We start from the raw sequence: 17905 nt of genomic DNA on the forward strand, positions 1-17905 counted from the left end.
ATTGCCTGAATAATCTGGCCGGTAACCTCGGTGATTTCAATAAGGACTGGCTTTCGTCTCAGAGGGTATGAGTTGTGACCATGACGAAAATTGCGCGTCTGATAGCGCTGTGGGCAGTGGCCGGTTGCGCCCTGCCGGTGTCAGCGTATCAGATGGAGGTAGTAGGGCCGGACGGAACACCTTCCGCGGCTCAGGGACGCACGGCCATCACCCAGCCGGCACCAGTACGTTCAGCGACCAGCGGCCACACTGCGTCGCGGGGTCGTGTGTACGGCCCGACCAAAGCATCGGAAACATTATGGTCGATCGCCAGTCGTGTCCGCCCGTCGAATCGAGTGTCGGTGCAGCAAACCATCGGGGCGCTGTATCGCCTCAATCCATCGGCTTTTGAATTAGATAATCTGCACGGTCTTAAGCCGGGTAGCCGTTTGCGTTTACCTACGTTGAGCCAAGTTCGGGCGGAAAATACCGCAGCCGTGAATGTGCGCTTAGAGCGAGAAAAGCCAGCGTGGGAGCGTTATAGCCGAGAAAAACAGGCGCGTGAACGTGCGCAAGCACAAGCACAAAAAACGCAAGATAAAAAGACTGCGGCACGTAGTAACCTAGTAGCGCCATCGGTCAGCAAACCGCTCGCGACTACCCATGTGGCGGGGAGCAACTCGCCTGAAAATCGTGCATCAACAATTAGTGCGGCCAATACACCGTCAGCGGCAAGCAGCGCCAAGAAAATCGCTGCTGTAGCGGCAACGGCCGGTGTGGCCACTGCTGCCGTGCAAGCTGCAACGGCTGAGCCTGATCTGATCACGCCGTTGCCGGCTAATAGCCCCGTTGCGCCAGCCGCACCTGCGGTGACGCCAAGTGTTGCGGCGTCAACCAGCCCAGCCTCAACTAACACTGCACCGGTCAGTAATGTGGCGGAGCGATACGCGGCATTAGAAAATGTGCCGGTGCCTGCTGATACTCCAGCGTCGGTACCTGCCGCTGTCACTAGCGGCACTTCGCTGGCTAGCAGCGCGCCACTGGCGCAGCAAGCGCAGCCGATTGTGCCACTGGCAGTCTCCGCCGGTATGCTGGCCAATACTGAGCAAAAAGAAGCGCAAGCGTTGCCTCTGACTGCCGAGGAGGCCAAGCAGTTACGGCAACAGCTGGTGGATTCGGCCACTGAAATCAGCCGCCTGACCGAAAACAATGTCAGCCTGACTAATCAAGTGAGCGAGCTGCAAATTCGCGTTAAACAGCTGCAAGTTGAGCTGGATAATGAAGCCGCGTTTCGTAAAGAAGCCAGTCAGGCGATGGCCCATGCCGAAGAGCAAGCCAAGGCACTAGAACTGGAGCGGATGAAGAACAAAATGCTGGAAGAGTCATCCGGCTCGCTGATCCAGCAGATGTCACGCAGCTGGCCGCTAGCCATTGGCGTGGGCGTGATCCCGCCGGTGTTGCTGGGTGCATTGCTGTGGTTGCTGTATCGCGTGCGTCAGCGTCGACAAAATGCGCTGCTGTCTCAGGCATTTGAAGAGCATCAGCCTAAAGACTTTGGTGGCGCAGCCGCCTTTGCGCTGGGCAATGATACTCCTGATCTAAGCCGTCCAGATGACATGGAGATGCCATGGGAAGACACGGATACCTCCGAGCATCCGGCGGAAAATAGCGCGCCTGCGGCCATTGAGTTGCCGGAGCCGCCATCGCTGTTTGCATCGCTACCGGGTCTGGATGATGACGATACGCCGGAAGATGATGATGAGGCCCTGCTCAATAGCCGTCGTCGCGACGCCAAGAGCGAGCAAATCAATGAGGATGATTTTGACTTAGCGCATCCAACGGGCAGCACGTCAAGCGCGCCAGAAAGCGCCGAGTTGGCCTCGCTGGTGGACTTGGATCTGGCTCATGACGAAATGCTGGGCGGTGATGAGATTGTTGATGTGATCCTGTCAACGCCATCACTGGTTAACGGTTCACCACTGGATCAGGATGACGATATTCGTCTGCTGGCCGATATGGATGATGAAGACCCAATATTGTCGCTGAGCGATGAGGATTTGTTTGAATCGTTAAGTCCTGCGGCGAAAGCGGCGCCTGTGGCTACGGTAGAAAAATCGCAGAGCGCTGTTGCGCCTGAGCCGGAACAGACAAAAAAGCCTGAGCCGGAGACTGAGCCTGCGGTAGCGGCTCCGGCGCCAACTGCACCGGACAACACCGCACCTGCTCAGCCTAACGGAGCGGATAAACCACCGGTGTCTGCGCAAGCGATCGCCGCCAGTGCATTGGCCGCATCTGTCGCAGCCTCTGCTGCTGCAAAACCGGTCAAGGCACAATCGGTCGAGGCTAAATCGGTCGAGACGATACCGTCAGCGCCAGTACCATCCGCGGTAGATGATGAGATTGCCAACGCGGATAAGGCTGATGTTGCCGCGCAGTCGAAGCCACAAGCCGCTGCGCAGACGCCAGAGCAAGCTGCAGCGCCTGCCGGTGCACCGCGTGAGCCTGAGCCGGTCGCGCCAGTCGCTGCCGCAATGCAGCCGGAGGTAGCCGCAGAGCTGAACCTGCCGGAAACCGATACGGCGGCAGACCACGCGCTAGAGATACCGGCCGCGCCGACAGCCACGGCCGATGACCTTGCTGTTACCGAGATTGCGTCAGATGAGCACAGTACGGAACATAGTGCTGAGTATTGTACCGAATATAATACCGAGCAAAGCGCCGAGCCTGAGCTGTTGCCTGTCGCCGCTAAGTCCTCCGCCGCCGAGATTGCAGACATGTTTGATCTGGCCGATGACAATGACCTGCAATTAGCATCGCCCGTGGCGGCGCCGGATGAGCCTGCGCCAACATTAGCGCAGACCCGCTTGCCTGAGCCGCAGCTGCTGGCGACAGAGATGCTAGAGACTGATCTGTTGGGCACGGAACTGCTGGCCGATGAAAGCGCGGCAGGAGGGATGGATACTCAACCAGACGCTCAGTCGGCAACGTCAACATTGAGCGAGCCCGTCGCCGATGACACCGAGCTGCCGACAGAGATGTCTTCTGCCAAGGCAGCCGCTGAACCGGTTGAAGTGGCGGATATGCAAGATATGCCCGATATGGCATCAGAGCCTGATTCTGAATCAGAACCGTTTCGTTCGGAAACGGAACGCGCCTTGGCCGCAGCGTTAGCCGGAGCGCGTCAGCGTGCACCGCAGACGTCAGAGCCACAGACTCCAGAAGTATCAGAAACAGTGCCAGCCGATGCGAGCGCGGTTTCTGTGCCGATGGGGGACACGACGGCTTCTGCGCACTCAGCGAGCCTGAACCCGTTGCATGATGAGCTTGACGCTGCCGCGCAGACAGCGCGTTTAAGCGATTACCGCGCGCACGACAGTTTGCTGACACCGGAAGAGCAAAAACAGCTGTTTGCTGAGCAGTTGCTGGATTTGCCGGAGATGACCGAGGCCGATTTTGATTTGTCCGCACCGATGTCCGCGCCAGCCGATGAGTGGCGGATGCCCTTACCGCCAGAGCCTGCCTCTGCTGATGAGGATTGGGCGGCGCAGGATAACCTGATGGATGCTGCGGTACAGGTGACGCCAGAAGAGCGCGATGCCTTTACCCAAAGCTTTGTCGAAGCCGAAGCGCAAGAGACTGAAGCGGACGATGATTTGGTCGGCAAACTGATCTTGGCGCGTGCGTATCTGGATATCGATGATCCTGAAGGCGCACAACCGCTGCTAGAATCGGTGCTTAAGCAAGGCAGTGCTGAGCAACAAGCGCAAGCGCGTAAAATGCTGCAGGAAATGGCCTGAAAATCGCCGGATAACGGTGATATCAAGGTAAGAGCCTAAAATACGGTGCTGAGAGGCACCGTATTTTTGTTTATAATATCGCGTTTCTTTTACTGTAAATTTTCGCAGTAAATGCTTGCAGTAGACTCAGTTAATGAAGGTAAGTGGACTATGCGTATAGCGCTGGGCATTGAATATGATGGCAGCCGGTATTTCGGTTGGCAGCGTCAGCAGGAAGTGGACAGCGTACAAGGCCGTCTGGAAAAGGCATTGTCGAAAGTCGCCAATCATCCGGTGGATGTGTTTTGTGCTGGGCGTACCGATGCGGGTGTGCATGGCACCGGTCAGGTGGTTCACTTTGATACCGATGCCGTGCGTAAAGATGTCGCGTGGACGATGGGCGTCAATGCCAACTTACCGGATGACATTGCCGTGCGTTGGGTGCAGCCGGTCTCTGATGAGTTCCACGCTCGCTTTAGTGCAACGGCGCGCCGTTACCGCTATATCATCTATAACCATCGCTACCGTCCGGCGATTTTGCGTCGCGGTCTGACTCATTACCATTTGCCGCTCGACGAGCAAAAAATGCAGCGTGCTGGGCAATATCTGCTGGGAGAGAATGACTTTACCTCTTTCCGTGCGGTACAGTGCCAGTCGCGTACCCCGTGGCGCAATGTGCACCACCTGAAAGTCACGCGCCAAGGCAACTATGTGATTGTCGATATCAAAGCGAACGCCTTTGTGCATCACATGGTGCGTAATATCGTCGGCAGTTTGCTGGAAGTGGGCGCCGGTAATCAGCCGGAAGAGTGGATTGCATGGCTGCTGGCGGTAAAAGATCGTAATTTGGCGGCAGCAACAGCCAAAGCTGAAGGCCTGTATCTGGTGGAAGTGGATTACCCTGAACACTTTAATCTGCCAAAACCGGCGCCGGGCCCTCTGTTTGTTCTGGATTAGTCTCGTCTTCGGCGCTGCTTCGGTAGCACTGAAACCTATGCTAATCAGCACGACATAGAAGCAGTAACAATAGATAATTCATAAGCATAGCTAAGTAACAATATAGCTAAGTAATAAAAAAGAGACGCGCAGCGTCATTAGCGCTGCGCTTATTAGCACGGAAGACCAGCAAGGATGTGAGCTATGGGTCTGCTGCAGACCATGTTTGATTTTATACTGCACATTGATGTGCATTTGGCCGCCATGGTAGCCACTTATGGGATTTGGATTTACGCCATTTTATTTCTGATCGTCTTTTGCGAGACCGGATTAGTGGTGACCCCATTTTTGCCGGGCGACTCCTTGCTGTTTGTCGCCGGTACGCTGGCCGCGACCGGACAGATGAATCCCCATACCTTGGTGGCGTTGCTGATTGTGGCGGCCATTTTGGGTGATGCGGTAAATTACAGCATTGGCCGTTTATTCGGGCAGCGTTTATTTAGCAATCCACAGTCACGGATTTTCCGGCAGGCGTACTTAGAGCGCACCCATGCCTTTTATGAACGTCATGGCGGTAAAACGATTATTCTGGCGCGATTTGTACCGATAGTGCGGACATTTGCGCCGTTTGTCGCCGGAATGGGCAAAATGAGTTATCGCCATTTTGCGCTGTTTAATGTGACCGGCGGCATCGTCTGGGTCACCGCATTTGTCTATGCCGGTTACTGGTTTGGCAACATGCCGGTGGTGAAACAAAATTTAGAATTACTGATCCTCGGTATTATTTTTGTATCGGTGCTACCGGGGCTGATTGAGTATTGGCGTCAGCGCCGCCGCAAAAATACGGCAAGCTGAAATCGGGTTGGTCGGGTATGACCAGTTTTTTGTCCACAGTGTTAATCTGTTGTGGTTTAATGTGCGGCATTTCCTGAGCTTACAGTGCGCCAGGCGGTGCCGTTAACACACAAGGTTGAAAGGTCGTCCATGAGCTGGATTGAGCGTATTATCAACAAAACCAATATTGTCTCCTCACGCAAGGCCAGTATTCCTGAAGGCGTGTGGACCAAATGCGACGGTTGTGAACAAGTTCTGTATCGTGCGGAGTTAGAACGCAATCTGGAAGTCTGCCCGAAATGCGGACACCACATGCGTATTACCGCGCGTCGTCGTTTACTGACTCTGCTGGATGAAGGCTCTACCGTTGAATTCGGTGAAGAGCTAGAGCCAAAGGACATCCTGAAGTTCAAGGATTCCAAGCGCTATAAAGATCGTCTGAGCAGCGCACAGAAAGAGACTGGGGAAAAAGATGCACTGGTGGTCATGCAGGGTACCCTGATGGGCATGCCAGTGGTTTGTGCCGCGTTCGAATTCTCCTTTATGGGCGGCTCCATGGCCTCCGTGGTGGGTGCGCGTTTTGTACGTGCGGTGGAAAAAGCCATTGAGCTGCAAACCCCGCTGATCTGCTTCTCTGCCAGTGGCGGTGCGCGGATGCAAGAAGCGCTGTTCTCGCTGATGCAAATGGCGAAAACCAGTGCTGCCCTGGCGCGCCTGAGCGAGCTGGGCTTGCCGTACATTTCGGTACTGACTGACCCAACCATGGGTGGGGTTTCCGCCAGTCTGGCTATGCTGGGCGACATCAACATCGGTGAGCCAAAAGCGCTGATCGGTTTTGCCGGCCCGCGCGTTATCGAACAGACCGTGCGTGAAACGCTGCCAGCGGGCTTCCAGCGTAGTGAATTCCTGCTGGAAAAAGGGGCGATCGACATGATCATCCCTCGCTTGGAAATGCGTCAGCGTTTGGCCGGTTTGCTGGCGAAGATGACCGGGCAGACATCGCCTCTGGTTGTCCCAGCCGAGCGTCCGCAACCAGTGGAGGCTGAGCCGACCGAAACTGCGGCCGAACCAGCAGCCGACGACGAATAAAACGGACTTCATCATTTTCTAACGCGCGGCCTGTGGGCCGCGCCGGATAACAGGCTAATGAACAGCATGAACCGTCCTCAAGCCACGTCGCCTCTGGCCACGTGGCTTTCTTATCTGGAAAGTTTGCACTCCACCACTATCGATCTGGGTTTGGATCGGATCCGTCAGGTCGCCCAGCAACTGGCTCTGCAAAAACCGGCGCCGCTGGTGATCACGGTCGCCGGTACCAACGGTAAAGGCACCACCTGCCGCACCTTGGAAATCATCTTGTTGCAAGCCGGTTATCGCGTGGGCGTTTACTCTTCGCCTCACTTGCTGCGCTATACCGAGCGGGTACGCGTTCAAGGCCAAGAGTTGGATGAAGCTTTGCACAGCGCAGCCTTTGACTGGATTGAGTCTGGCCGCGGTGACGTTTCCCTGACCTATTTTGAGTACAGCACACTGTCGGCGTTGAAACTGTTCCGTGATGCCGCGCTGGATGTGGTGATCTTGGAAGTCGGCTTAGGCGGACGTTTAGATGCCACTAACTTGGTGGACTGCGATGTGGCGGTGATCACCAGTATCGATCTGGATCATACCGATTGGCTGGGCCATGACCGTGAAACCATTGGCCGTGAAAAGGCTGGGATCTTACGAGGCGCAAAGCCTGCGATCGTCGGTGAACCCGATATGCCAGCCTCGATTGCCACTGTGGCTGCCGAGGTTGGTGCGCAGCTGCTGCGTGTCGGTCATGAATGGAATTACGCTCGCCAGCCAAGTGCCGATGACGCGAGCAGTGCGCTAAATCACAGCACGCAAAGCGAGTGGCAGTGGCAGTGGCAGTGTGGCACACATCAGTTGACGCATTTACCTATGCCACAAGTGCCACTGGCTAATGCGGCCACCGCGCTGACGGCGCTGCACATGAGTGGCTTAGCGGTAAGCGAAGAGGCTATTCGCGCCGGTTTGCAACAAGCCGCCTTGCCGGGGCGTTTCCAGCAAATTCAGGATAAACCGCGCGTGATCTTGGATGTGGCGCATAACCCACATGCAGCGCGCTATTTGGCCGCTCGTCTGCAAGAGCAGCCGAAAACCGGCCGCGTTTATGGCGTGGTCGGCATGTTGGCTGATAAAGACGTGGCTGGCGCGCTCAGCGTGTTGGTGCCGCATATCGACCAGTGGCTGTGCGCAACATTAGAAGGCCCACGTGGTCAAGTGGGTGAGGCGCTGTTAGCCCATTTACCGGCGGATCACGCGCACGCTTACGACTCGGTGGTTGAGGCGTGGGACAGCGCAATGGCGCAAGCGGATGAACAGGATTTGGTGATTGTGTTTGGCTCGTTTTACACTGTAGCCCATGTCATGGAGGCGCTGGACGCCCGCAATAACCAACCGAGGGACTAACGTGGCCAGTCAGTTTCAAAATCGTTTAGTCGGAGCCATTGTTCTGGTGGCAATCGGAGTCATCGTTCTGCCGGATATTCTGGATACCCAGAAAAAGCATCAGCAGGATTTTGCCGCGATCCCGTTAAAGCCATCTTTGCAGGAGCCGGAGAACTCGCCGGACTTACCGCCAGCGATGAACCAACCTCTGCATCCGCTGCCATCAGGGCAGCCGGACTTGCCGGCCACCGTGGATCCGATGCAGGGGAATAATTCGGCGCATACCGCCAATAACGGGGCGACAGATGTTGCGCCGCCACCGGTCGCGCCAACCACCACTGCGTCAACAAACCCTGCGCCAGCTAAACCGGTGAATCCGCCGGTGGTCAGTAAGCCGCAACCTGTGAAGCCGGCTAAGCCGGTGGAAGTGGCTAAAGTGCCGGAGAAGGTGGTGGAAAAGGCGCCGGAGAAACCAAAACCGGAGCCGGCACCATCGGGTAAAGCTTACGTGGTACAGCTAGGCGCGCTGAAAAACGCGGACAAGGTGAATGAAATCATCGCCAAGTTACGTTCGTCGGGTTACAAGGCGTACAGCCAACCGTCGCCAGCGGCTGCCGGTCAGTTGAACCGCATCTATGTCGGACCGGACACCTCGAAAGAGAAATTGGTCTTCGCTTTGGATGATATGCAGCGAATTACCGGCTTGCGCGGCCAGGTTCGTAGCTTCGATCCGGTGCGGCCATAAAAGCCGGTTTTACCGTCAAATTCACATACGCAAACGTTTTCTTTTTCTGTTAGAATGCGCGCGACAGACGCGCCGGGATAAATATGGACTGGGTTGATTACGCAATTTTGGGTGTTATTGGTTTTTCTGCGCTGGTAAGTCTGATCCGCGGGTTTGTGCGGGAAGCACTCTCGTTGGTGACTTGGGTGGTCGCATTTTTTGTCGCCAGTAATTTTTATACCGAACTTGCTCTGTATTTCACCCAGTTCCAAGACCCGATGCTGCGCAACGGGCTGGCTATTGCGGCGCTGTTTGTTGCTACCTTGATTGTGGGTTCAGTGGTGAATTATGTGATCGGTCAGCTAGTGGAAAAGACCGGATTATCCGGTACTGATCGGGTGCTAGGAATTTGTTTCGGGGCGCTGCGCGGGGTGTTGATTATTGCCGCCTTGCTGTTCTTCCTCGACTCCTTTACCGACTTTTCCAAGGCTGAGTGGTGGCAGAAGTCCAGACTGATCCCGCAGTTCGGGATTGTCATTCAGTGGTTTTTTGAATACCTGAAAAACTCATCCAGTTTCCTGCCTAAACTTCCTATGTAGTAATTCCTATGTAGTGATACGGCAGGGGACACCTGTAGAGGAAATGAGGAAACATGTGCGGTATTGTCGGTATGGTCGGTTTCACCCCGGTCAATCAGTCCATCTATGATGCGTTAACACTGCTTCAGCACCGGGGTCAGGATGCCGCAGGCATCGTGACCATCGATAGCCAGAATGCCTTTCGCTTGCGAAAGGCCAATGGACTGGTCAAGGATGTATTTGAGGCGCGGCATATGCAGCGGCTGCAAGGCAATGTAGGGATTGGCCATGTGCGCTATCCTACCGCCGGCAGCTCCAGCGCCTCCGAAGCACAACCCTTCTACGTAAACTCCCCTTTTGGTATCACTTTGGCGCACAATGGCAACCTCACCAACGCCATTGAACTTAAGCAAAAATTGTTTGAAGTGGCGCGTCGCCACGTCAACACCACTTCAGACTCCGAAGTGCTGCTCAACGTACTGGCTAACGAGCTGGATCGCTTTGAGCATTACCCGCTGACTAACCAAGATGTGTTCGCGGCGGTACGCGCGCTGCACCGTCATGTGCGCGGCGCTTATGCCTGTGTGGCGATGATCATTGGTCACGGGATGTTGGCGTTTCGTGACCCGAACGGTATTCGTCCGTTGGTACTAGGCAAACGATTGCTGGATGGTGGCCGCACCGAATACATGGTGGCCTCAGAGAGCGTGGCACTGGATGCGGTCGGCTTTGAGTTCGTGCGCGATGTGGCGCCGGGCGAAGCGATTTACATCACCTTTGATGGCGCGCTGTACACTGAGCAGTGCGCGGAGAATCCGCAGATTTGCCCGTGCATTTTCGAGTTTGTCTATTTTGCGCGCCCTGATTCGTTTATCGACAAAATTTCGGTCTATAGCGCCCGCGTGCGCATGGGTCAGCGTCTGGGTGAGAAGATCGCACGGGAGTGGGAAGATCTGGATATCGATGTGGTGATCCCGATCCCCGAGACATCATGCGATATCGCGCTGGAGATCGCGCGGATCTTAGACAAGCCGTACCGTCAGGGCTATGTGAAAAACCGCTATGTTGGCCGTACATTTATCATGCCCGGACAGCAAATTCGTCGTCAGTCCGTACGGCGTAAGCTGAACGCGATTAAATCCGAGTTCCGCGGTAAAAACGTGTTGCTGGTGGATGACTCCATCGTACGCGGTACCACCTCGGAGCAAATTGTCGAGATGGCGCGTGAAGCTGGGGCTAAGCGGGTGTATTTTGCCTCTGCTGCGCCAGAAATTCGCTTCCCGAACGTGTACGGCATCGATATGCCAAGCCCACACGAGCTGATTGCCTATGGCCGTGAAGTGCCGGAAATCGCGCGGATGATTGGCGCCGATGCGCTGATTTTCCAAGATTTGAGCGATCTGGTGGCCGCAGTGCGCGAAGAGAATCCAGAAATTCAGCGCTTTGAAACCTCGGTCTTTAACGGCGTGTATATCACGCAGGATGTTGACCAAGGCTATCTGGAATACCTTGATTCCTTGCGTAACGATGATGCCAAGGCGCAGCTGCAAAATACCTCCAGTTTGGAGCTGCATAACGAGCGCTAATATCCGCACGGATTAAGCTGAATATCGCGCTTCATGCCGCATCTCTGACGTTGAGCCTGTTTCCCGTACGGGGAAGCAGGCTTTTTTTTATGGTTAGCGCCAAGCCGGGTGAGTTAGCTTGAGGCTAACCAGCGCAGAGAGATCGCTGCTGGTCGGCGCTTTGGCTGCTGTGGTATAACAGCCAAGATTGTTAAGGGGGATGCATGCAATTAAGCACGGTAGCCGCTTATCTGGCGGATCATCAAGTGATGGCGCTGGCGGTACAAGATCATGAAGGTGCATGGAGTGCTCCGGTTTACTACGCTGTGTTGGATGGCGATAAATTGATTTTCCTCTCGCGCCTCGATAGCCGACATGGGCAGGCGTTGCTGCATCATCCACAGGCGGCCTTTAGTATCTATTCCGATGCCTGTCAGTGGACTGAAATCCGCGGCTTGCAGGGGGAAGGGCAAGTGCGTTTGTTGCAAGGCGACGCGCGCGATCGCCCCAAGCAGGGCTATCTAGAGCGCTTTGCATTCATCGCCCAAGATCCGCAGCTGTTGCAGTCAATGAACAAAGTCAGCTGGTTTGAGCTAGAGATCAGCACGCTGTTGTGGCTGGATAATCAAAATGGGCTGGGGCAGCGAGTGGCCATTGACGTTAAATCAGAGAGATTCAAACAGGTATGGAACGCACGCGTTTAATTGTCGGAATTTCAGGAGCCAGTGGTGCTCAGTACGGCATCCGTTTATTGCAGGTGTTGCAGCCACTCGCGCAGATTGAAACGCACCTGATCATCAGTCAGGCCGCGCGGCGCACGATCGCGCTGGAAACCGATTTTTCGTTGCGTGAGGTGACGGCGCTGGCGGATGTGTACCATGATGTGCGCGATATTGCCGCTTCGGTCTCCTCTGGCTCATTTCGTACCGCAGGAATGGTCATTTTGCCGTGCTCGGTAAAAACCTTATCGGGCATTGTGCATAGCTACGCTGATGATTTGTTGGTGCGTGCTGCCGATGTGGTGTTAAAAGAGCGTCGTACCTTGGTGTTAGGGGTGCGCGAGACACCGCTGCATCTGGGGCATTTGCGCTTGATGACACAAGCGGCAGAGTTAGGCGCGGTGATCATGCCGCCAGTGCCAGCCTTTTATCATCGTCCACAAACCTTGGATGACATTATTGACCAGACCGTTAACCGAGTGCTGGATCAGTTTGCTATTGAGTTACCGCAAGATCTGTTTCGCCGTTGGCAAACGCCGGAATAACCGCACGCTTATCGGGCAGCAGCAAGCTTCTCTTGCTGCTGTCTTCACGTTTTTCTCTACGTTTGTCTTCAGCGCTTCCTCACTGACCCTACTTGACTGGCCCTAGGTGACTCACCACTCTTGGTGATTAATGAGTCTTTTCCCACTCTTTAGACTGACTGTTCACTTTTTCTGCGCGGCAGAGGCGTGGATACATCCAGAGTGAGCGGTACTTCTCACAGTGATTTAAAGCGTAAGAAAACGTTTGCGGTGAATTTTTGTTCAGTTAATCTGCAATGGCTATACATATTTTCTGTACATGATATTGTGATGCCGCTTTTAGTTTGTCTCTCTAAATTTTTGCGCAATCGTTTACCTAAGGAACTGGTTCATGGCAACGAACCCTTCGTCATCCTCCTCGCGTGAGGACGCAACCCGTAGTGCAATGGATAACTATTTTCTGATTTCCGAGCGTGGTAGTTCGGTTCGTCAGGAGATCATTGCCGGCTTAACCACCTTTCTGGCGATGGTGTACTCCATCATCGTTGTACCAAACATGCTGGGCGCAGCTGGCTTTAATCAGGGGGCGGTATTTATTGCTACCTGTTTGGTTGCGGCTTTCGGCTCTTTGCTGATGGGTCTGTGGGCCAAATTGCCGATGGCGATTGGCTGTGCTATCTCGCTGACTGCGTTTACCGCGTTTAGCTTGGTATTGGGACAAAAAATTAGCATCCCTGTAGTGCTGGGGGCGATTTTCTGGATGGGGGTTCTGTTTACCCTGATCAGCGTCACCGGTATTCGTCAGTGGATTTTACGTAACCTGCCGACCGGTATTGCGCACGGTGCGGGCATCGGTATCGGTCTGTTCCTGCTGCTGATTGCGGCGGACAGCGTGCATCTGGTGGTGAAAAACCCTAATGCCGGTCTGCCAGTGCAGTTTGGTGAGTTTACCTCTTTCCCCGTGATCATGAGTCTGCTGGGTCTGTCTGCGATTTTTGGTTTGGAGCGCCGCCGCGTACCGGGCGGGATCCTGATGGTGATTATCGCTATCTCCATTCTGGGGCTGATTTTCGATCCGAATGTGAAGTTCAACGGTTTCTTCGCCATGCCAAACCTGTCTAGCGAAGGTGGTGCGTTGATTGGCCAGTTTGATTTGATGGGCGCATTGAGCCCGCTGGTGATCCCAAGTGTGCTGGCATTGGTGATGACGGCGGTATTTGATGCCACCGGTACGATTCGTGCGGTAGCCGGTCAAGCTAATCTGCTGAACGAGCGTGGCCATATCATCAATGGCGGTAAAGCGCTGACGGCTGACTCTGTCAGCAGTATTTTCTCCAGCTTTGTGGGCGCGGCACCGGCTGCGGTTTATATCGAATCTGCCGCCGGTACGGCTGCGGGCGGTAAAACCGGTCTGACGGCGACAGTGGTCGGCGTGCTGTTCCTGCTGATGATTTTCTTGTCACCGCTGAGCTACTTAGTGCCATCCTACGCAACGGCGCCGGCGCTGATGTACGTGGGTCTGCTGATGCTGAGCAATGTGGCTAAGCTGGATTTCAGTGACTATGTGGATGCGCTGTCTGGTCTGCTGTGCGCGGTATTTATCGTACTGACCTGTAACATCGTAACCGGTATAATGCTGGGCTTTGCGTCACTGGTCATTGGCCGTATTTTTGCTGGTGAGTTTAAGAAGCTTAACCTTGGCACTGTCATCATCGCCATCGCGTTAGTGGTGTTCTACGCAGGTGGCTGGGCTATCTAAGTCTGTGCTGTCAGTTTGGTGGCCGCATTAAGTTCGCGGCCACTGCGTACTGAGTGCGACGACGGCAATAAGGCGATAAGGTAACACCGTGGCAGCGAGATAGAGCGCCATGCACTTTACCAAACACAGTCTTTCCAAGCTTTGTCTTACAAAGTGCCGCGAGTCGAACAATAGATAGCAAAAAGGGGCGTACACATCGTGTGCGCCCCTTTTTTACGTCATTCACGCACGGCATGAAGACTTAAGATAATATCGCGTTAGGCTGAGTGGATGATGGTCGTTATTCACTGACTTCGCTAGTGGCGTCTTTATACAGCTTGGATAACAAATCTTTGCTGATAAAGAAAACCAACAGCGGCAGGAGCACCAATAATACCAGTACACTGATCCGCGCTAGCCAAAATGGCATTTGGAAATTAAAGACCAGTGCAAAAGTCAGCCATTTGACAGTGTCCCAGATATCAATGAGCAGTGTTTCACTGCTTGTCTGCTTAATCAGGCCCAGCATAAGTACAATCAGAACAAATGCTGCAATGCTTGATACCACAGGAATCCAATACTTTTTCACAAGATGTCCTTGGCCTGTCGAATGTAACACGAGCCGAATTTTAACCCGATTGGCGCACGTAATGCTAAAGTTTTTTTGCAAAATGTTTCCATCGGTTTTGAGATGCGTATCAAACAATGGCTTCATCTGTCAGCGAATTATGAAAAAAACAATGCAAATTAATGCGTTACGATTGTCTTTTTTATGCAGCATAAAAGAGTTATTTTTATTTATCATACAAATAAAATCGGTTCGCTGTTACGTTTTTAGCCTGCTATGGGGTGTCGTCCCGATGTCAAACTGCACGTATTTAGTGCATTGCTTTCTTTTCTTCTCGAGTGGGTTTGGAATTACGTTGAGGTTAGAGTGTGGCAATAATTCCATCCTGAAATAATTTCTATTTTTGTTATCTCCTTATCCTTGAGATTATTTGTTGAGGTTTGTTTTTCGAACCCTGCGCATTTCAGTATTACTGAATAATACCCACGGTGATGCTTTTAGTTTTTTACTCATATATGTCGAGTGTTTATTCATAGAATCTGAGAAATTGTCGATGTATTGGCGACCATGGGAAATTCCCTGCTAATACCATGGTTCTCTTAACAAGAAAGATCAGGAAGTCAGTGGTAAATGTTGCAGCAGAGTATGAGTGATATGTATTGTCGAGGTATCCATCTTATCGTTGCGAGAAAGATGATATTTTATGCGCGTTACAGACACAGAACAAAAATGATTCATGGCTAACATCATCGTTGAAGTTTCAAGTATTTAACCACCATTGGCTATGAATGTGTGCGCATAACTGTTTCAGAAATTCAATGAGTGTTTCTATCGGCAAGTCGGTGTGGAAACCGCGCTCCTGTCTGGATGAAAAATGTACCCGCGGGTGTGCTAAACCTAGCGAATCAGCTAAAAAAAGCTTATGATTTCGCCGTTTGATGCACAAAGAAACTGTGCACAAAGAGTTATGTACAAATAAATATGTATAAAAAACGAGGAACAAAGAGCTATGCGCAAAATGCGCAGTTTTTTACGAGGTGACTGTTATGACGAATAAAGTGGAAACCGGTAGAGGTAAAATTCAAGACAACGCGCTCAAAGCACTGGTAACAGGTCCTGTGTTTCAGCAGCGAGTAGAGCGTAATCGTAAAGGGAAAGGCGCTTACCAGCGCAAAGAGAAACATGCGCGTGGTTGGGAGGCCAGCCGTAAATTACACTGAGATGGCAGTGTATTTACGCCTGACCTCCCGATAACACGAATTATGCGCGGGTCATGATAAATTCAGGATGGCCGGTATACATGTTCACTTGTTCACCTTGAATGGTGAAACCATGCTTTTTGTATAAACGCACGGCATCGAAATTTTGCGCGTAGACGGTCAAATGCAGGTCGTCTTGCTGGGCGATCGCATGTTGCAGCAGCTCAGAGCCGATCCCGTTTTGCTGATGTTTGGGATCGACAAACAGCGCCGCCAGTTTATTTTCCAGCAGGCTGTAAAAGCCTTTCACCTCATCGTCCTCACAATAGACCCATGTTGAGGATGCAGGCAGATAGTCATTGCGTACGGTATCAATCTTACTGTGCCAGTAATCCGGCTCGACAAAATCGTGTGCATCAATCGATGCGGCCAGCCACAGATTAATGACGGTATTCATATCGTCGGCAGTAAACGCTCTAATCATCTCGGTCAGGTCCTTTGCTGTGATGGGCATGTTGGCAGTGTAACAAGCTCGCTACGCGTTTTGCTGTGATGGATATCTCGCAACTTAATCGATTCAGCCGATTTTTATACCAATTCGGAGTAAGAATGCCGGTCAGGTCACAGGATAAAGTGATAGACCGCCGAATGGCGGTCTAGAGAGTGTGAGCTATAGGCAAATCCGTGCTTATTCGGTCGCATATCATCGCCGGCAACATACGCGGTTACGCTGTGCTGGCAGTGAGCGAGTTAGCGCAATTGCTGCTGCGCCCAAGCCAGTCCGCTTTGGTATTCCTCAGGCAGAAGCGGTTGTAACGCTTGCAGCGCCGCGCACAGCTGCTGTGGCTCAGGGTGGGTCAAATTGATGTGACCCAGTTTGCGTCCGGCGCGCACTTCTTTGCCGTACCAGTGCAGACGGGCCAGCGGCACGCTCAGCCAGTCAGTATTGAGCGCTGTGCCAATCAGATTGATCATCACGGCTGGCGCACTGACGACCGGTGTCGGCAGCGGTAAGTCTTGCAGGGCGCGGACATGCAGCTCGAACTGGCTGGCGGATGCGCCTGCTTGTGTCCAGTGGCCACTGTTGTGTACGCGCGGCGCCAACTCATTGATCAACAACTGATCGCCCAGCACAAAGCATTCCATCGCCATCACGCCAACGTACTCGAGTGCATGCATCAGGCTGCCCAACATCTGCTCGGCTTGGCGCTGCAAATATGCAGGGATGTGCTCAGGGCGCGCGACGCTAGCGCGCAAGATCCCGTCTTGGTGCAGATTGCACGTCAGTGGATAGAACACGCACTGACCATCGCGACTGCGCGCACCGACTAACGACACTTCCGACTCAAACGGGATCATCTGCTCGACAATGCAAGCACCGTACATCTCGGTTGGGAAACTGTCGATATTTTGGGCATGGATCCGCCACTGACCGCGGCCGTCATAACCACCGGTACGGCGTTTGACCATCACGGTGTCGCCCAAACGGGCAAACAGCGCAGGCCAATCGTGCGGCGTGTCGAGGGCTTGCCACGGTGAAGTGGCTAATTGCAGACTATCGATCAGCTGCTTTTGGGTTTGCCGATCAGCCAAGCGCGGGAAGGTGTGTGGATTGACAAAGCCAGGGTGCTGGCTCAGCGCGCGGGTCAGTGGAGTATCTGGCCACTGTTCAATCTCGGCGGAGATCATCGCGTTGTCTGGCAGCTGCGGTGGGGTGTCATCAAACCCGCACGGAGTGACCGAGATGGCAAGCGGCGCGGCCGCTTGCTGTAGCATGTTGCCGAGTTGGCCGTTACCTAAAACCCAAACCGGTTTCATGCCTCCTCCCGCGGATCGGGGTTATTGAGTACCGCGTCAGTTTGCGCGTCGCGCCAGGCTTGCAGACGCGTGCGCAGTGCTTGATCGTGCAGTGCCAGAATTTGTGCCGCCAGCAAACCGGCATTGGCGGCACCCGCAGTGCCGATGGCGAGCGTGGCAACTGGAATGCCTTTGGGCATTTGTACAATCGACAGCAAGCTGTCTAACCCGTTTAAGCTGGCGCTTTTGACCGGCACACCCAGCACCGGTAACACGGTTTTTGATGCCAGCATACCCGGCAAGTGCGCAGCACCACCGGCGCCAGCAATGATCACCTGAAAGCCCGCGGCAGCAGCGTTACCGGCAAAATCCATCAGTTTATCGGGGGTGCGGTGGGCGGAGATGACTTCGGTGTGAAACGGAATGTCCAGTGCAGTTAAGATATCAGCGGCGGCTTGCATGGTAGCCCAGTCGCTTTTAGAACCCATAACAACAGCAACGTTAGGTTGCATGGTTG

16 protein-coding genes are annotated in these 17905 nt (G+C 53.7%); 12 read left to right on the top strand and 4 right to left on the bottom strand.

Annotated features, from left to right (window positions below; genetic code table 11):
* The first annotated feature begins 80 nt into the window (after nucleotides 1-80).
* From NCTC9997_RS04585 to NCTC9997_RS04635, 11 genes are all read left to right on the top strand, one after another.
* Nucleotides 81-3776 carry a FimV/HubP family polar landmark protein gene (locus NCTC9997_RS04585; RefSeq protein ID WP_064977433.1) on the top strand — a complete coding sequence of 1232 codons (3696 nt, stop codon included), beginning with the start codon at nucleotides 81-83 and terminating at the stop codon, nucleotides 3774-3776.
* A gap of 150 nt (nucleotides 3777-3926) precedes the next feature.
* Complete coding sequence (truA, locus tag NCTC9997_RS04590) at nucleotides 3927-4712, top strand: tRNA pseudouridine(38-40) synthase TruA (protein ID WP_010862122.1); 786 nt, start codon at nucleotides 3927-3929, stop codon at nucleotides 4710-4712.
* A 183-nt stretch (nucleotides 4713-4895) separates the two neighbouring features.
* On the top strand, nucleotides 4896-5546 hold the full coding sequence (locus NCTC9997_RS04595; RefSeq protein ID WP_039046036.1) for a DedA family protein: 651 nt from the start codon (nucleotides 4896-4898) through the stop codon (nucleotides 5544-5546).
* 129 nt (nucleotides 5547-5675) lie between these two features.
* The gene (gene accD, locus NCTC9997_RS04600; protein WP_039046037.1) at nucleotides 5676-6614 is read left to right on the top strand and encodes an acetyl-CoA carboxylase, carboxyltransferase subunit beta; all 939 of its coding nucleotides are present in this window, start codon (nucleotides 5676-5678) and stop codon (nucleotides 6612-6614) included.
* 57 nt (nucleotides 6615-6671) lie between these two features.
* Entirely contained in the window at nucleotides 6672-7997 is a 1326-nt protein-coding gene (gene folC / locus NCTC9997_RS04605) for a bifunctional tetrahydrofolate synthase/dihydrofolate synthase (protein WP_064977434.1), read from the top strand.
* Between the two features lies 1 nt (nucleotide 7998).
* Complete coding sequence (dedD, locus tag NCTC9997_RS04610; protein ID WP_064977435.1) at nucleotides 7999-8721, top strand: cell division protein DedD; 723 nt, start codon at nucleotides 7999-8001, stop codon at nucleotides 8719-8721.
* A gap of 83 nt (nucleotides 8722-8804) precedes the next feature.
* Nucleotides 8805-9299: a colicin V production protein gene (cvpA, locus tag NCTC9997_RS04615; RefSeq protein ID WP_010862117.1), complete on the top strand. Its 495-nt coding sequence runs from the start codon at nucleotides 8805-8807 to the stop codon at nucleotides 9297-9299.
* 53 nt (nucleotides 9300-9352) lie between these two features.
* Nucleotides 9353-10864 carry an amidophosphoribosyltransferase gene (purF, locus tag NCTC9997_RS04620; protein WP_064977436.1) on the top strand — a complete coding sequence of 504 codons (1512 nt, stop codon included), beginning with the start codon at nucleotides 9353-9355 and terminating at the stop codon, nucleotides 10862-10864.
* Nucleotides 10865-11067: 203 nt separating this feature from the next.
* Nucleotides 11068-11547, top strand: coding sequence for a pyridoxamine 5'-phosphate oxidase family protein (locus NCTC9997_RS04625; protein ID WP_064977437.1), 480 nt, complete (start codon nucleotides 11068-11070; stop codon nucleotides 11545-11547).
* Nucleotides 11529-12107 (top strand): UbiX family flavin prenyltransferase, encoded by a 579-nt coding sequence (locus NCTC9997_RS04630; RefSeq protein WP_010862114.1) that lies wholly within the window; start codon nucleotides 11529-11531, stop codon nucleotides 12105-12107. The genes NCTC9997_RS04625 and NCTC9997_RS04630 overlap by 19 nt, the downstream gene beginning before the upstream one ends.
* 424 nt (nucleotides 12108-12531) lie before the next feature.
* Entirely contained in the window at nucleotides 12532-13845 is a 1314-nt protein-coding gene (locus NCTC9997_RS04635; protein WP_010862113.1) for an NCS2 family permease, read from the top strand.
* Between the two features lie 280 nt (nucleotides 13846-14125).
* Here NCTC9997_RS04635 and NCTC9997_RS04640 read toward each other — a convergent pair whose 3' ends face one another.
* A complete protein-coding gene (locus NCTC9997_RS04640; protein ID WP_039046041.1) occupies nucleotides 14126-14413 on the bottom strand; it encodes a hypothetical protein in 288 nt (95 codons plus the stop codon).
* Between the two features lie 1025 nt (nucleotides 14414-15438).
* Between NCTC9997_RS04640 and NCTC9997_RS04645 the strand changes: the two genes are divergently transcribed.
* Nucleotides 15439-15612 (top strand): alternative ribosome-rescue factor A, encoded by a 174-nt coding sequence (locus tag NCTC9997_RS04645; RefSeq protein ID WP_010862111.1) that lies wholly within the window; start codon nucleotides 15439-15441, stop codon nucleotides 15610-15612.
* Nucleotides 15613-15652: 40 nt separating this feature from the next.
* Here NCTC9997_RS04645 and NCTC9997_RS04650 read toward each other — a convergent pair whose 3' ends face one another.
* From NCTC9997_RS04650 to purE, 3 genes are all read right to left on the bottom strand, one after another.
* A complete protein-coding gene (locus tag NCTC9997_RS04650) occupies nucleotides 15653-16075 on the bottom strand; it encodes an N-acetyltransferase (RefSeq protein WP_010862110.1) in 423 nt (140 codons plus the stop codon).
* Between the two features lie 266 nt (nucleotides 16076-16341).
* Nucleotides 16342-17409, bottom strand: a complete 1068-nt coding sequence (gene purK / locus NCTC9997_RS04655; protein ID WP_064977438.1) for a 5-(carboxyamino)imidazole ribonucleotide synthase — start codon at nucleotides 17407-17409, stop codon at nucleotides 16342-16344.
* Nucleotides 17406-17900 (bottom strand): 5-(carboxyamino)imidazole ribonucleotide mutase, encoded by a 495-nt coding sequence (purE, locus tag NCTC9997_RS04660; protein ID WP_047708101.1) that lies wholly within the window; start codon nucleotides 17898-17900, stop codon nucleotides 17406-17408. Before purE ends, purK begins: the two co-directional genes overlap by 4 nt.
* Between the last annotated feature and the right edge of the window lie 5 nt (nucleotides 17901-17905).

The sequence above is a fragment of the Plesiomonas shigelloides genome, from assembly GCF_900087055.1.
Taxonomy (GTDB): Bacteria; Pseudomonadota; Gammaproteobacteria; order Enterobacterales; family CAMTGL01; genus Plesiomonas; species Plesiomonas shigelloides.